Here is a 16,957-nt window from a genome sequence, read left to right on the forward strand (position 1 = left end):
CAAAGGTTGGGCGCGAAGAGCCGCTTGTGCTGTCCTTTGCGCAGCAGCGGCTGTGGTTCTTGGCGCAGCTGGATGAGACCAGCACGCACTATCACGTTCCGCTGGCGTGGCGGCTGGAAGGTGTGCTCGACCGCAGCGCCTGGCAGCGCAGCCTTGACCGCTTGCTGGCGCGTCATGAGGCGCTGCGCAGTATTTTTGTCGCCCCAGAGGGCAGGCCCAGGGTTGAGGTTTTGCCGCCGGGTGCGGGGCTGCAAGTCGTGGAGCATGACCTGCGGGACAGGCCGGACGCCGAGGCTGCGCTGTCTGATCTGTGCCATGAAGAGGCGTGCACGCCGTTCGATCTGGCACGCGGCCCACTGATCCGCGGCCGGCTGATCCGGACCTCCGATGAGGAGCACGTCGTCCTGCTGACGCAGCATCATATTGTCTCGGACGGCTGGTCGCTGGGCGTGTTGGTGCGTGAGCTCAGTCAGCTGTACCGGGCGTTTGTGGCCGGAGAGGACGATCCGCTGCCGCCGCTTGCGATCCAGTATCCGGACTATGCCGCCTGGCAGCGGCAGTGGCTGTCGGGCGAGCGGCTCTCGGACCAGGCGCAGTATTGGCGCAATGCCCTGTCTGGCGCGCCGGCGCGTCTTGCGTTGCCGACGGACCGGCCGCGGCCGGCCGAGCAGTCGTTTGCCGGGGCCAGTGTCCCTGTCGTCATCGATGCGAATCTGGCTCGGGGCTTGAGGCGGCTGAGCCAGCAACATGGCACGACGTTATTTATGACGGTGCTGGCGGCGTGGGCCGCGGTGCTGTCGCGTCTGTCGGGGCAGGACGACATCGTCATTGGTGTGCCGAGCGCCAATCGGGGCCGGGGCGAGATCGAAGAGTTGATCGGCTTCTTCGTCAACACCTTGGCGGTTCGCCTCGACCTGTCGGGGGAGCCGAGTGTGGCGGAGCTGCTCCAACGGACGCGGCGCAGGGCCTTGGGAGCGCAGGAGCATCAGGACCTGCCATTTGAGCAGGTGGTGGAGATCGTGCAGCCGCCACGTCGTCTGGATCACACACCATTGTTCCAGGTGATGCTGGCCTGGCAGAACACCGCCACTCAGCCCTTCGACCTTCCCGGGCTGCGGGTGGAGGCTGCGGGGGATGGGTTCGATCAGGTCAAGTTTGATCTGGAGCTGAGCTTAAGCGAGCAGGGCGAGGTGATCGCCGGGACGCTGGGTTATGCCACGGCGCTGTTCGATCAAGCGACGATCGAGCGGCAGCGTGGTTATCTGCTGGCACTGCTGCGGGCGATGGTTGCCGATGCCGGGCAAGCGGTGGGGCGGATTGAGCTGCTGTCGTCCGATGAGCGCGCGTACTTGCTGGAGGAGCTGAACCGAACGGTGGCGGCGTATCCTGCGGACACGTGCATCCACGAGCTGTTCGAGGCGCAGGTCGCCAAGACGCCGGACGCGGTGGCGGTGGTCTACGAGGATGAGCAGTTGAGCTATGGCGAGCTCAATGCGCGGGCGAACCGCCTGGCGCATCATCTGATCGCGCTCGGGGTGAAGCCGGACCAGCCGGTTGCGATCTGCCTTGCGCGCAGCGTGGCGATGGTGGTGGGGCTTTTGGCGATCCTCAAGGCGGGTGGTGCGTATCTGCCGTTGGATCCGACCTATCCGAGTGCGCGGCTCAAGCAGGTTCTCAACGATGCGGCGCCGCCGCTGCTGCTGGCCGATGCGGCGGGGCGCGCCGCGCTGGGCGCCGAGGCGCTGACCGATGTGAATGTGGTGGCTCTCGACACGGCAACGCCGGCGTGGGCGCACCTGCCGGCCTCGGATCCGGATCCGCGCGCACTCGGCCTGAGCTCACGCCATCTCGCCTATGTGATCTACACCTCAGGCTCAACCGGCACGCCAAAGGGCGTCATGATCGAGCATGCGAGCACCGTAAACCTGCTGCATTGGAGCCGCGGAGTGTTCGCCTCCTCAGAGCTCAGTCGCACGCTGTTCTCCACCTCGATCAGTTTTGACCTGTCTGTGTACGAATGCTTCGTTCCGCTTTCGCAAGGAGGCACGCTCTACCTGGTCGAGAATGCACTGGCGCTGGCCGAGAGGCCTTTGGATGTCTCCATGATCAACACAGTGCCCTCGGCGATCGCCTCTCTGGTCGACAAAAAAGCAGTACCGGCTTCGACAAGCGTGGTCAATTTGGCAGGCGAGCCGCTGACGGCGGGTCTGATCGAGAAGATCTTCGAGAGCAGTCGCGTCCAGAAGATTTGCAATCTGTATGCTCCTTCCGAGACGACGACGTACTCAACCTGGATCTGCATGCCAAGGGGCGACGCTGTCGTTGAGACGATCGGCCGTCCGATCGCGAACACGCAGGTGTATCTGCTTGATGGTTATGGTGAGCCTGTTCCGTTCGGGGCGGTGGGCGAGCTCTACATTGGCGGGGCGGGGGTCGCGCGCGGCTACCTGAATCGGCCCGAGCTGACGGCGGAGCGGTTCATTGATAGTCCGTTTGTGGAAGGCGACCGGCTATACCGGACTGGCGACCTTGCGCGGTACCTGCCGGACGGCAATCTGGAGTTTTTGGGCCGCAGCGACGACCAGGTGAAGATCCGTGGCTTCCGGATCGAGCCGGGCGAGATTGCCGCGCGGCTGCTCGAGCACGCGTCGGTGCGCGAGGCGGCGGTGCTGGCGCGCGAGGATCGCTCTGGCGAGAAGCATCTTGTCGGCTATGTGGTGTGTGAGCCCGAGACAGGATCGGACGAGGCAGATGGCGGCGCGCTGGCGGCCGCCTTGCGTGCGCACTTAAGTGCGCACTTAAGTGCGCACCTGCCGGACTACATGGTGCCGAGTGCGTTCGTGCGGCTTGCGGCGCTGCCCTTGACGGTGAACGGCAAGCTGGACCGCAGCGCGCTGCCGCCGCCTGCGGACGAGGCCTATGCGCGGGCGGCCTATGAGGCGCCGCAGGGCGAGATCGAGACGACGCTGGCGCAGATCTGGGCGGAGCTTCTGGGGCTGGAGCGGGTCGGGCGGCAGGATCACTTCTTCGCGCTGGGCGGCCACTCGCTCCTGGCGGTGCGGTTGTTGAGCCGGATCTCGCAGGCCCTGGGTGTACAGCTGCCGCTGAGGACGCTGTTTGCCAAGCCGGTGCTGGCCGATCTGGCGGCGAGCATCGTGGATGAGTTGAGCCGCTCTGGTCCACACAACCTGCCGGCCATTGTGCCGGTGTCGCGGGAAGAGCGGCTTGTGCTGTCGTTTGCGCAGCAGCGGCTGTGGTTCTTGGCGCAGCTGGATGAGACCGGCACACATTATCACGTTCCGCTGGCGTGGCGGCTGCAAGGCGTGCTCGACCGCAGCGCCTGGCAGCGCAGCCTTGACCGTGTGTTGGCGCGTCATGAGGCGCTGCGCAGCGTCTTTGTCGCGCCGGAGGGCAAGCCCCGGGTTGAGGTTCTGCCGCCGGATGCGGGGCTGCCGGTCATAGAGCACGATCTGCGGGACAGGGCGGATGCGGACGAGGCGCTCTTGGATCTGTGCAGGGAAGAGGCGCGCACGCCGTTCGATCTGGCGCGGGGACCGCTGATCCGCGGCCGGCTGATCCGGATGTCGGATGAGGAGCACGTGTTCCTGCTGACGCAGCACCATATTGTCTCGGATGGCTGGTCGCTGGGCGTGTTGGTGCGTGAGCTCAGTCGGCTGTATCGGGCGTTTGTGGCCGGAGAGGACGATCCGCTGCCGCCGCTTGCGATCCAGTATCCGGATTATGCCGCCTGGCAGCGGCAGTGGCTGTCGGGCGAGCGGCTCTCGAACCAGGCGCAGTATTGGCGCAATGCCCTGTCTGGCGCGCCGGCGCGTCTTGCGTTGCCGACGGACCGGCCGCGGCCGGCCGAGCAGTCGTTTGCCGGGGCCGGTGTCCCTGTCGTCATCGATGCGGATCTGACTCGGGGCTTGAGGCGGCTGAGCCAGCAACATGGCACGACGTCATTTATGACGGTGCTGGCGGCATGGGCCGCGGTGCTGTCGCGTCTGTCGGGGCAGGACGACATCGTCATTGGCGTGCCGACCGCCAATCGGGGCCGGGGCGAGATCGAAGAGTTGATCGGCTTCTTCGTCAACACCTTGGCGGTTCGCCTCGACCTGTCGGGGGAGCCGAGTGTGGCGGAGCTGCTCCAACGGACGCGGCGCAGGGCCTTGGGAGCGCAGGAGCATCAGGACCTGCCATTTGAGCAGGTGGTGGAGATCGTGCAGCCGCCACGTCGTCTGGATCACACACCATTGTTCCAGGTGATGCTGGCCTGGCAGAACACCGCCACTCAGCCCTTCGACCTTCCCGGGCTGCGGGTGGAGGCTGCGGGGGATGGGTTCGATCAGGTCAAGTTTGATCTGGAGCTGAGCTTAAGCGAGCAGGGCGAGGTGATCGCCGGGACGCTGGGTTATGCCACGGCGCTGTTCGATCAAGCGACGATCGAGCGGCAGCGTGGTTATCTGCTGGCACTGCTGCGGGCGATGGTTGCCGATGCCGGGCAAGCGGTGGGGCGGATTGAGCTGCTGTCGTCCGATGAGCGCGCGTACTTGCTGGAGGAGCTGAACCGAACGGTGGCGGCGTATCCTGCGGACACGTGCATCCATGAGCTGTTCGAGGCGCAGGTCGCCAAGACGCCGGACGCGGTGGCGGTGGTCTACGAGGATGAGCAGTTGAGCTATGGCGAGCTCAATGCGCGGGCCAACCGTCTGGCGCATCATCTGATCGGGCTCGGGGTGAAGCCGGACCAGCCGGTGGCGATCTGCCTTGAGCGCAGCGTGGCGATGGTGGTGGGGCTTTTGGCGATCCTGAAGGCGGGGGGCGCGTATCTGCCGCTGGATCCGGCCTATCCGTCGGCGCGGCTAAAGCAGGTTCTCAACGATGCGGCGCCGCCTCTGCTGCTGGCCGATGCGGCGGGACGATCCGCGCTGGGCGCCGAGGCGCTGGCCGATGTGAACGTGGTGGCTCTCGACACGGCAACGCCGGCGTGGGCGCACCTGCCGGTCTCGGATCCGGACCCGCGCGCACTCGGCCTGACCGCGCGCCATCTCGCCTATGTGATCTACACCTCGGGATCAACAGGCTCGCCCAAGGGCGTCATGGTCGAGCATAAGAGCACCGCGAACCTGCTGCAGTGGAGCGGCGGAGTGTTCGCCCCCTCAGAGATCAGCCGCATGCTGTTCTCCACCTCGATCAGTTTTGATCTGTCTGTCTATGAATGCTTCGTTCCGCTTTCGCAAGGAAGCACACTGTATCTGGTCGAGAATGCACTGGCGCTGGCTGAGAGGCCTTTGGATGTCTCCATGATCAATACAGTGCCCTCGGCGATCGCCTCTCTGGTCGACAAAAAAGCAGTACCGGCTTCGACAAGCGTGGTTAATTTGGCCGGTGAGCCGCTGAAGGCTGGTCTGATCGAGAAGATCTTCGAGAGCAGCCGCGTCCAGAAGATTTGTAATCTGTATGCTCCTTCCGAGACGACGACGTACTCAACCTGGATCTGCATGCCAAGGGGGGACGCTGTCGTTGAGACGATTGGGCGTCCGATCGCGAACACGCAGGTGTATCTGCTTGACGGTCATGGAGCGCCTGTTCCGTTCGGGGCGGTCGGCGAGCTCTATATCGGCGGGGCGGGGGTCGCGCGCGGCTACCTGAATCGGCCCGAGCTGACGGCGGAGCGGTTCATTGATAGTCCGTTTGTGGAAGGCGACCGGCTATACCGGACTGGCGACCTTGCGCGGTACCTGCCGGACGGCAATCTGGAGTTTTTGGGCCGCAGCGACGACCAGGTGAAGATCCGCGGCTTCCGGATCGAGCCCGGCGAGATCGCGGCGCGGCTTTGCGAGCACGCGTCGGTGCGCGAGGCGGCGGTGGTGGCGCAACAGGATGGCACGGGCGAGAAGCGCCTGGTCGCCTATGTGGTGACGGCTAGCGAGTATGCCGGCGAAGCTGTGGGAGCCGAGCTCGCCGGCACCTTGCGCGCACATTTAAGTACGCGGTTGCCGGACTACATGGTGCCGAGTGCGTTTGTGCGGCTTGCGGCGCTGCCGCTGACGGTGAACGGCAAGCTGGATCGCAAGGCGCTGCCGGCTCCGGACGATGAGGCGCATCCGCGGGCAACGTATGAGGCACCGCAGGGCGAGATCGAGATCACCCTGGCGACGATCTGGGCGGAGCTTCTGGGGCTGGCGCGGGTCGGACGGCACGACAACTTCTTCGAACTCGGCGGCCACTCGCTCTTGGCAGTGCGGTTGTTGAGCCGGGTCTCGCAAGCTGTTGGCCTCGCCCTGCCGCTAACGACGCTGTTTGCCAAACCGGTGCTGTCGGATCTGGCCGAGAGCATCGTGGATGAGTTGAGCCGCTCCGGTCCACACGAGCTGCCGGCCATTGTGCCGGTGGGGCGTGATGAACCACTTGTGTTGTCCTTTGCGCAGCAGCGGCTATGGTTTTTGGCGCAGTTGAATGTGGGCGGCACGATCTACCACATGCCGCTGGCGTGGCGGTTGGAAGGTGTGTTCGACCACGCGGCTTGGCAGCGCAGCCTTGACTGTTTGCTGGCGCGTCACGAGGTGCTGCGCAGTGTCTTTGTTGCCTCAGAGGATGAGCCTTGGGTTGAGGTTCTGCCGCCGGATGCGCCGCTTCCGGTGCTGGAACACGATCTGCGCGACAGGGTAGATGCGGAAGCTGCGCTTGCGGATCTGTGCCATGAAGAGGCCCGCGCGCCGTTCGATCTGGCGCGCGGTCCACTGATCCGCAGCCGGCTGATCCGGATGTCGGAGCAGGAGCACGTCTTCCTGCTGACCCAGCATCATATTGTCTCGGATGGCTGGTCGCTGGGCGTGTTGGTGCGTGAGCTCAGTGCGTTGTACCGGGCGTTCCTGGCTGGGCAAGATGATCCGCTGCCACCGCTTGCGATCCAGTATCCGGATTATGCCGCCTGGCAACGGCAATGGCTATCGGGCGAGCGGCTCTCGAACCAGGTGGCGTACTGGCGCCACAACCTGTCTGGCGCTCCTGCTCGTCTGGCGCTGCCGACGGACCGGCCGCGGCCGGCATATCAGTCGTTTGCCGGGGCCAGTGTCCCTGTCGTCATCGATGCGGATCTGACTCGGGGCTTGAGGCGGCTGAGCCAGCAACATGGCACGACGTTATTTATGACGGTGCTGGCGGCGTGGGCCGCGGTGCTGTCGCGTCTGTCGGGGCAGGACGACCTTGTGATTGGTGTGCCGACAGCCAATCGTGGTCGCCGCGAGATCGAAGAGTTGATCGGCTTCTTCGTCAACACCCTGGCGGTTCGCCTCGACCTGTCGGGTGAGCCGAGCGTCTCAGAGCTTTTGGAGCGGACACGACGCACGGCCTTGGCTGCGCAGGACCATCAGGACCTCCCGTTTGAGCAGGTGGTGGAGATCGTGCAGCCGCCACGGTCGCTAGATCACCCAGCGTTGTTCCAGGTGGGGTTGGCCTGGCAGAACACCTCAGCTGAGCCATTTGATCTTCCCGGGCTGCGTGTGGAGGCTGCGGGCAATGAGTTCGATCAGGTCAAGTTTGATCTGGAACTGAACCTGGGTGAGCGTGGCGAGGTCATAACCGGCACGCTGGGCTATGCCACGGCGCTGTTCGATCAAGCGACGATTGAGCGGCAGCGTGGTTATCTGCTGGCGCAGCTAGGGGCGATGGTTGCCGATGCAGAACAGCCGGTCAGCCGGATTGAGCTGCTGTCGTCCGCAGAGCGGGCGTATCTCTTGGAGGAACTGAACCGGACGGTGGCGGCCTATCCTGAACAGCGCTGTATCCATGAGCTGTTCGAGGCGCAGGTCGCCAAGACGCCGGACGCGGTGGCGGTGGTCTACGAGGATGAGCAGTTGAGCTATGGCGAGCTCAATGCGCGGGCGAACCGTCTGGCGCATCATCTGATCGCACTGGGGGTGCGATCGGATCAGCCGGTTGCGATCTGCCTTGCGCGCAGCCCGGCGATGGTGGTGGGGCTGCTTGCGATCTTAAAGGCCGGTGGCGCGTATCTGCCGCTGGATCCGGCCTATCCGTCGGCGCGGCTGCGGCAGGTTCTAAATGATGCAGCACCGCGTCTGTTGCTGGCCGATGCGCTCGGACAATCCGCGCTCGGCTCCGCTGCGCTCTTGGATGTGAGGATAGTTGATCTCGACACGGCGACGCCGGTCTGGGCGAACCTGCCGGCCTCGGATCCGGATCCGCGCACGCTTGGCCTGACCTCGCGCCATCTCGCCTATGTGATCTACACCTCGGGATCATCAGGCACGCCCAAGGGCGTCATGGTCGAGCATCGGGGAATGACCAATTATCTGCACTGGGCCTGCGACACTTACGCGCCCAGATCATCTTCCGTGGTCTCCTCGCCTCTGGCGTTCGACGCGACAGTTAACAGCCTGTTTGCGCCTTTGATCTGTGGTGGTCATGCACAGCTCGTAGTGGAGGGAGATGAGGTTGCGGGGCTGAAGGCGAAGATCAGCTCGGAGTGCGGGCTGATCAACATCACCCCGAGCCATCTGGATGCTCTTGGGCGGCAGATGCTGGCGGACGCCGCCAGTCAAGTTGGAACATTTATCATCGGCGGTGAAGGGCTGTCGCATTCGACAGTGGAGTCGTGGCGCAGTATCCAGCCCACCGCCAGACTGGTGAATGAATATGGCCCCACCGAAACGGTTGTCGGCTGCATCTTTTATGACATTCCGACAGAACCAGCTGTAGCTGCGAACGTCCCGATCGGGCGTCCGATCGCGAACACGAAGGTTTACCTGCTGGACGGTCATGGCGCGCTTGTTCCGTTTGGGGCGGTGGGCGAGCTTTACATTGGCGGGGCCGGGGTTGCGCGTGGCTATCTGAACCGGCCCGAGCTGACGGCGGAGCGGTTCATAGATAGTCCCTTTGTGGAAGGCGACCGGCTGTACCGGACGGGCGATCTTGCGCGGTATCTGCCGGACGGCAATCTGGAGTTTTTGGGCCGCACCGACGACCAGGTGAAGATCCGCGGCTTCCGGATCGAGCCCGGCGAGATCGCGGCGCGGCTCGTTGAGCACGCACGAGTGCGCCATGCGGTGGTTGTGGCGCAGCAGGATCGCACCGGCGAGACGCGTCTGGTCGCCTATGTGGTTGCCGAGCATGCCGACGAAGCTGAGGGGGCTGAACTTGCCGGGACGTTGCGCATGCACTTAAGTGCGCGGTTGCCGGACTACATGGTGCCGTCCGCGTTTGTGCGGCTCGATGTGCTGCCGTTGACGCCGAACGGGAAGCTGGACCGCAAGGCTCTGCCGGCGCCGGACGGTGATGCGTATGCGCAGGCAGCCTATGAGGCGCCGCGGGGCGAGATCGAGACGACGCTGGCGCAGATCTGGGCGGAGCTTCTGGGGCTGGAGCGCGTCGGGCGGCACGACAACTTCTTCGCGCTTGGCGGCCACTCGCTGCTGACGGTTCAACTGATGGAGCGTCTGCGGCGGCTATCGCTTGGTATCGAGGTGCGGACCTTGTTTGCCAAACCGGTGCTTGCGGATCTTGCCGCGAGCCTGGGCAGTCATCATGAGGTGGCGGTCCCTGCCAACCTGATCACCGAACAGAGTACGGCGATTACGCCGCAGATGCTGCCGCTGATCGATCTTGCTCAGCCGGAGATCGATCGGATTGTCGCCACGGTGCCCGGTGGTCTCGGCAACATCCAGGATATCTATGCGTTGTCGCCGCTGCAGGATGGCATCCTATTCCATCATCTGTTGGCGAGTCAGGGTGATCCGTACCTGCTCGTCTCGCAGATGGCATTTGCCAACCGTGGTCTGTTGGAGCGCTATATTGCCGCGGTTCAGTGGATTGTGGACCGGCACGACATCCTAAGGACGTCGTTTGTCTGGGAGAGCCTGTCGAGCCCGGCCCAGGTGGTCTGGCGGAAAGCGCCACTCGATGTGACTGAGGTTGAGCTGGACGCGTCTGGTGGTCCTGGCCACGACCAGCTCAGGCTAAGGTTTGATCCGCGCCAGCACCGCATCGATCTTGGCCGGGCGCCATTGTTGCGGTTTGTGATTGCGCGCGAGCCCGGCAGCGCGCGATGGCTATTGCTTCAACTGCAGCATCATTTGATCGGGGATCACACGACCTCGGAAGCGATGCATGCCGAGGTGCAGGCCGCGCTTGGCGGGCGCGAACATGATCTGGCAGCCCCGCAGCCGTTCCGCAACCTGGTGGCACAGGCGCGCCTGGGCGTCGGTAGAGAAGCGCACGCAGAGTTCTTCCGCGCGTGGCTTGCCGACATCGACGAGCCGACCACGCCGTTTGGACTGAGTGAGGTTCGCGGCGACGGCAGCGGAGTTCGTGAGGCGCGGCGGATGCTACCGCAGGCGCTGCAGGATCGGCTGCGCGGCCAGGCGCGACGGCTTGGTGTGAGCCTGGCGAGCCTGTGCCATCTGGCGTGGGGCCAGGTGGTGGCGCGCAGCAGTGGGCGCGAGCAGGTGGTGTTCGGCACGGTGCTGTTCGGCCGCATGCATGGAGGCGCCGGTGCCGACCGCGCGCTGGGTCTGTTCATGAACACCCTGCCGCTGCGGCTTGATCTGGACGGCACCGGGGTCGAGGAGAGCGTCCGGACCACGCATCGCCGGCTGGCTGAACTATTGGCACACGAGCATGCCTCACTGGCGTTGGCGCAACGCTGCAGCGGCGTTGCGGCCCCGGCGCCGCTGTTCAGCGCGCTGTTGAACTATCGCCACAACACGCCGGCGGCAATGTCCGGCTCCGGACCGGATGATGTTTTGTCCGGCGCAGAATGGCTGGGCGCGGAGGAACGCACCAACTATCCGCTGACCTTGTCGGTGGAGGATTTTGGCGAGGCGCTGGGTCTGACGGCGGACGCGGCGGAGCCGGCATGTCCGGACCGGGTTTGCGGTTACATGCAGCGCGCGCTCGAGCAACTGGCCGAAGCGCTGGAGCAGGCGCCGAACACGCCAGTGCGCCACCTCGACATCTTGCCGGCTGATGAACGTGCGTATCTGTTGGAGGAGTTGAACCGGACGACGGCCTCTTATCCTTCGGAGAAGTGCATCCATAAGCTGTTCGAGGCGCAGGTCGCCAAGACGCCGGACGCGATGGCGGTGGTCTACGAGGATGGGCAGTTGAGCTATCGCGAGCTCAATGCGCGGGCGAACCGCCTGGCGCATCATCTGATCACACTGGGGGTGCGGCCGGATCAGCCTGTGGGGATCTGCTTGGCACGCAGCCCGGCGATGGTGGTGGGGGTGCTTGCGATCTTAAAGGCCGGTGGCGCGTATCTGCCGCTGGATCCGGCCCATCCGTCGGCGCGGCTGCGGCAGGTGCTAAATGATGCAGCACCACGGCTGCTGCTGGTCGATGCGCTCGGACGATCCGCGCTGGGCGCTGAGGCTCTGGCCGATGTGAGCGTAGTCGATCTGGAGGCGGCCACACCCGCCTGGGCGAAGCTGTCGGCCTCGGATCCGGAGCCGCGTGCGCTTGGCCTGACCTCACGCCATCTCGCCTATGTGATCTACACCTCGGGATCATCAGGCACCCCCAAGGGCGTCATGGTCGAGCATCGGGGGATGATCAATTATCTGCACTGGGCCTTCCATACTTACGCTCCCAGGTCATCCTCAGTGGTCTCCTCGCCACTGGCGTTCGATGCGACAATTAACAGCCTGTTTGCGCCTTTGATCTGTGGTGGCCACGCCCTCCTTGTCATGGAGGGAGATGAGGTCGAGGGGCTTAAAGCAAGGATCAGCTCGGAGTGCGGGGTAATCAACATCACCCCGAGCCATCTGGATGCGCTTGGTCAACAGATGCTGGCGGACACCGCCGCCAGCCAGGTTGGAACATTTATCATCGGCGGTGAAGCGCTGTCGCATTCGACAGTCGAGTTGTGGCGCAGGGTCCAGTACTCGGCCAGGATGGTGAATGAATATGGCCCAACGGAAGCAGTTGTCGGCTGCATCTTTTATGACATTCCGACAGAACCAGTTGTAGCTGCGAACGTCCCGATCGGGCGTCCGATAGCGAACACGCGAGCCTACCTGCTAGACGGTCATGGTGAGCCTGTTCCGTTTGGGGCGGTGGGCGAGCTCTACATTGGCGGGGCCGGGGTTGCGCGTGGGTATCTGAACCGGCCCGAGCTGACGGCGGAACGGTTTTTGGCCGATCCGTTCAGCGGTGAGGTTGGGGCGCGGATGTACCGGACCGGTGATCTTGCGCGCTATCTGCCGGACGGCAATCTGGAGTTTTTGGGCCGCACCGACGACCAGGTGAAGATCCGCGGCTTCCGGATCGAGCCTGGCGAGATCGCGGCACGGCTTCTTGAGCACGCACGGGTGCGCGATGCAGTGGTGGTGGCGTGCGAGGATCGCACGGGCGAGAAGCGTCTTGTCGCCTATGTGGTGTGTGCATCCGAGGCTGGTTCGGATGGGCTGGATGGCGGCGAGCTTGCCACCACCTTGCGCACGCATCTGGGTGCACTGTTGCCGGAGTACATGGTGCCGTCCGCGTTTGTGCGGCTCAATGTGCTGCCATTGACGCCGAACGGCAAGCTGGATCGCAAGGCGCTGCCCCCGCCTGAGGATGATGCGTATGCGCAGGCAGCCTATGAGGCGCCGCGGGGGGAGATCGAGACCGCGCTGGCCGAGATCTGGGCGGAGCTTCTCAGTGTAGCGCGGGTCGGCCGGCACGACCACTTCTTCGCGCTCGGCGGCCACTCGCTGCTGGCGGTTCAACTAATGGAGCGTCTGCGGCGGCTGTCGCTTGGGATCGAGGTGCGGACCTTGTTTGCCAAACCGGTGCTTGCGGATCTTGCCGCGACGCTTGGCAGCCATCAGGAGGTGGCGGTCCCTGCCAACCTGATCGCGGAGAGAAGCACAACGATCACGCCGCAGATGCTCCCGCTGATTGATCTTGGTCAGCCGGAGATCGATCGGATTGTTGCCCTGGTGCCCGGTGGCGTCGGCAACATCCAGGATATCTATGCCCTGTCCCCGCTGCAGGACGGCATCCTGTTCCACCATCTGTTGGCCAGCCGGGGCGATCCGTACCTGCAGCTCTCGCAGATGGCATTCGCCGATCGTGGCCTGTTGGAGCGCTATCTGGCTGCGATCCAGCGGGTTGTGGATCGGCACGACATTCTGCGTACCTCGTTTGTCTGGGAGGGCCTGTCGAGTCCGGCCCAGGTGGTTTGGCGGAAAGCGCCACTCGATGTGACCGAGGTTGAGCTGAAGGCGTCGTCGGGTGGTCCTGGCCACGAGCAGCTCAGGCTAAGGTTTGATCCACGCCAGCACCGCATCGATCTTGGCCGGGCGCCCTTGTTGCGGTTTGTGATCGCGCGCGAGCCCGGCGGCGGGCGCTGGCTGCTCTTGGAGCTGCAGCACCATCTGATCGGGGATCACACCACGCTGGACGTGATGCATGCCGAGGTCCGGGCCGTGCTGGAGGGACGCGCCCATGAGCTTGCAGCCCCGCAGCCGTTCCGCAACCTGGTGGCACAGGCGCGCCTGGGCGTCGGTAGAGAAGCGCATGCAGAGTTCTTCCGCGCGTGGCTTGCCGACATCGACGAGCCGACCACGCCGTTTGGACTGAGTGAGGTTCGCGGCGACGGCAGCGGAGTTCGTGAGGCACGGCGGATGCTACCGCAGGCGCTGCAGGATCGGCTGCGCGGCCAGGCGCGACGGCTTGGTGTGAGCCTGGCGAGCCTGTGCCATCTGGCCTGGGGACAGGTGGTGGCGCGCAGCAGTGGGCGCGAGCAGGTGGTGTTCGGCACGGTGCTGTTCGGCCGCATGCATGGGGGCGCCGGCGCCGACCGCGCGCTGGGTCTGTTCATGAACACCCTGCCGTTGCGGCTAGATCTGGACGGCACTGGGGTCGAGGCGAGCGTCCGGACCACGCATCGCCGGCTGGCTGAACTATTGGCACACGAACATGCCTCACTGGCCCTGGCGCAACGCTGCAGCGGTGTTGCGGCCCCGGCGCCGCTGTTCAGCGCGCTGTTGAACTACCGCCACAACACGCCGGCGGCGATCTCCGGCGCCGGACCCGACGATGGGCTGTCCGGCGTGGAATGCTTAAGCGGGGAGGAGCGCACCAATTATCCGCTGACGTTGTCAGTGGAGGATTTTGGCGAAGCGCTCGGTCTGACAGCGCAGGTGGCGGAGCCTGTCTCAGCGGATCGGGTCTGCGGCTACATGCAGCGCGCGCTCGAGCAGCTGGCTGAGGCGCTGGAGCGGGCGCCGCACACGCCGGTGCGAGACCTGGACATCCTGCCGGCTGATGAACGGGCGTACCTGTTGGAGGCGCTGAACCGGACGGGGGCGGCGTATCCTTCGGACGCGTGCATCCATGAGCTGTTCGAGGCGCAAGTAGCCAAGGCGCCGGACGCGGTTGCGGTGCTCCATGAGGACGAGCGCGTAAGCTATGGCGAGCTCAATGCGCGGGCGAACCGCCTGGCGCATCATCTGATCGCACTGGGGGTGCGGCCGGATCAGCCGGTTGCGATCTGCCTTGCGCGCAGCCCGGCGATGGTGGTGGGGCTTTTGGCGATCCTCAAGGCGGGTGGTGCGTATCTGCCGCTGGATCCGGCCTATCCGTCCGGGCGGCTCACGCAGGTGCTCGCGGATGCGGCGCCGCGGCTGCTGCTGACCGATGCTTCGGGGCGTGCTGCGCTGGGCGCCGAGGCACTGGCCGATGTGACGGTGATCGATCTCGACACGGCGAGCGCGGCCTGGGCGAACCTGCCGGCCTCGGATCCGGATCCGCGCACCCTCGGCCTGACCTCGTGCCATCTCGCCTATGTGATCTACACCTCAGGCTCAACCGGCACGCCAAAGGGCGTCATGATCGAGCATAAGAGCACCGCGAACCTGCTGCATTGGAGCGGCGGAGTGTTCGCCTCCTCAGAGCTCAGTCGCACGCTGTTCTCCACCTCGATCAGTTTTGACCTGTCTGTGTACGAATGCTTCGTTCCGCTTTCGCAAGGAAGCACGCTCTACCTTGTCGAGAATGCACTGGCGCTAGCGCAGACTTCCTTGGATGTCTCCCTGATCAACACAGTGCCCTCGGCGATTGCGTCTCTGGTCGACCAGAAAGCTCTGCCGGTTTCGGCAAGCGTCATCAATTCGTGCGGCGAGCGCCTAAAGGCGGACCTGATAGAGAAGGCCTTCGAGAGCAGTCGCGTGCAGAAGATTTGCAATTTGTACGCTCCTTCCGAGACCACGACGTACTCGACCTGGATTTGCATGCCCAGGGGAGAGGTTGTCGTTGAGACGATCGGCCGGCCGATCGCGAACACGCGAGCCTACTTGCTGGACGGTTATGGCGCGCCTGTTCCGTTTGGGACGGTGGGCGAACTCTATATCGGCGGGGCCGGGGTCGCGCGCGGCTATCTGAACCGGCCCGAGCTGACGGCGGAGCGGTTCATAGATAGTCCGTTTGTGGAAGGCGACCGGCTATACCGGACTGGCGACCTTGCGCGCTATCTGCCGGATGGCAATCTGGAGTTTTTGGGCCGCAACGACGAGCAGGTGAAGATCCGCGGCTTCCGGATCGAGCCGGGTGAGATCGCGGCGCGGCTTCTTGAGCACGCCTGGGTGCGCGAGGCGGTGGTGGTGGCACGCGAGAATCGCACGGGCGAGAAGCGCCTGGTCGGCTATGTGGTGTGTACATCGGAGGTTGGTTCGGATGGTGTGGAAGGAGCTGAGCTTGCCGGGGCCTTGCGCACGCACTTAAGTGCGCGGCTGCCGGAGTACATGGTGCCGGCTGCGTTCGTGCGGCTTGCGGCGCTGCCCCTGACGGTGAACGGCAAGCTGGATCGCAAGGCGCTGCCTGCGCCGGAGCATGATGCGTACGCGCAGCCAGCTTATGCGGCGCCGCAGGGGCCCATTGAGGAGAAGCTAGCGCAGATCTGGGCGGAGCTTCTGGGGCTGACGCGGGTCGGACGCCACGACAACTTCTTCGAACTCGGCGGCCACTCGCTCTTGGCCGTGCGGTTGCTGAGCCGAGCGCAAGATCTTGGTCTGCAGTTTAGCGCCGCTGATCTCTTCCAGGCTCCTGTTCTGAGGGAACTTGCAGCGAGGCTTGAGTTGGACCCCCACCGTAATCCAACCCGGCTGCTATCCGTTCGTGTGACGGGATCGCAATTGCCACTTTTCTTTGTTCCGACAGGTCTGGGAGATTGTTCATATGTCCTTAGCTTGGCACAAGAGATGGATATCGACTGTCCTGTTTATTCTCTGCCATGGCCCTCTTTCGACGAACTGTATCCACCACCACCAACTCTTGAAGCGATAGCCGCGCAAGTAATCTCGGTGATTAAAGAGGTTCAGCCGAAAGGCCCGTATCGCTTCGCCGGATATTCCTCGGGGGCAATCTTGGCCTACGCAATTGCACAGCGCTTGCTAAGCATCGATGAAACTGTCTCATTCATGGCTTTCATTGATGTTACGCTACCTGCAATTCCACCGAGGATGTCGCAAGCTCAAATAGTACTGGAGATGGCGTTAGACCCTCTCGAGTGCTTGGATGATGAGCGCTTCCAAGTCCTGGAGGAATTTGCGGGAGAAGGTTCAGTCGCTCAATTACTTGAAAAGGCGCAACAAGTTGGGGCGGTCCCTCCAAGCCGTGATTTCCATAGTGACTATCTCATGTATGAAAAAATTGCCCAATTCCAAAGGGCGCTGCAGTTGTATCAACTGCCAACGCTGTCAGTCAAAGTACATCAGTTTTATGCCACTGAGCCTCTCCTCAGCCGTCGGGCACGGCAAGCCGAGAGTTCAATGGACCGAGAGGCAAGTTCGCCCATGAGGGGCTGGGACCAAGTTTTAAATGCGGAGGCCATTCATGTCGTACCCATTCCAGGCAATCACATGACGATGATGAGTGTTCCGGAAAATCGCCGAGTTCTGGCACGATCCTTATCCACGGCCTTAAACGGCTCACCAACAACCTAGGTCAGCGTTTT

Annotated in this window: 1 protein-coding gene; it reads left to right on the forward strand. The window is 64.0% G+C overall.

All coding sequences use genetic code 11. From position 1 onward, the window contains the following. Positions 1-26 precede the first annotated feature (26 nt). On the forward strand, positions 27-16,946 hold the full coding sequence (locus NLN62_RS25230) for a non-ribosomal peptide synthetase (RefSeq protein ID WP_254110613.1): 16,920 nt from the start codon (positions 27-29) through the stop codon (positions 16,944-16,946). The last annotated feature ends 11 nt before the right edge of the window (positions 16,947-16,957 follow it).

The organism is Bradyrhizobium sp. CCGUVB23 (assembly GCF_024199885.1).
Taxonomy (GTDB): Bacteria; Pseudomonadota; Alphaproteobacteria; order Rhizobiales; family Xanthobacteraceae; genus Bradyrhizobium.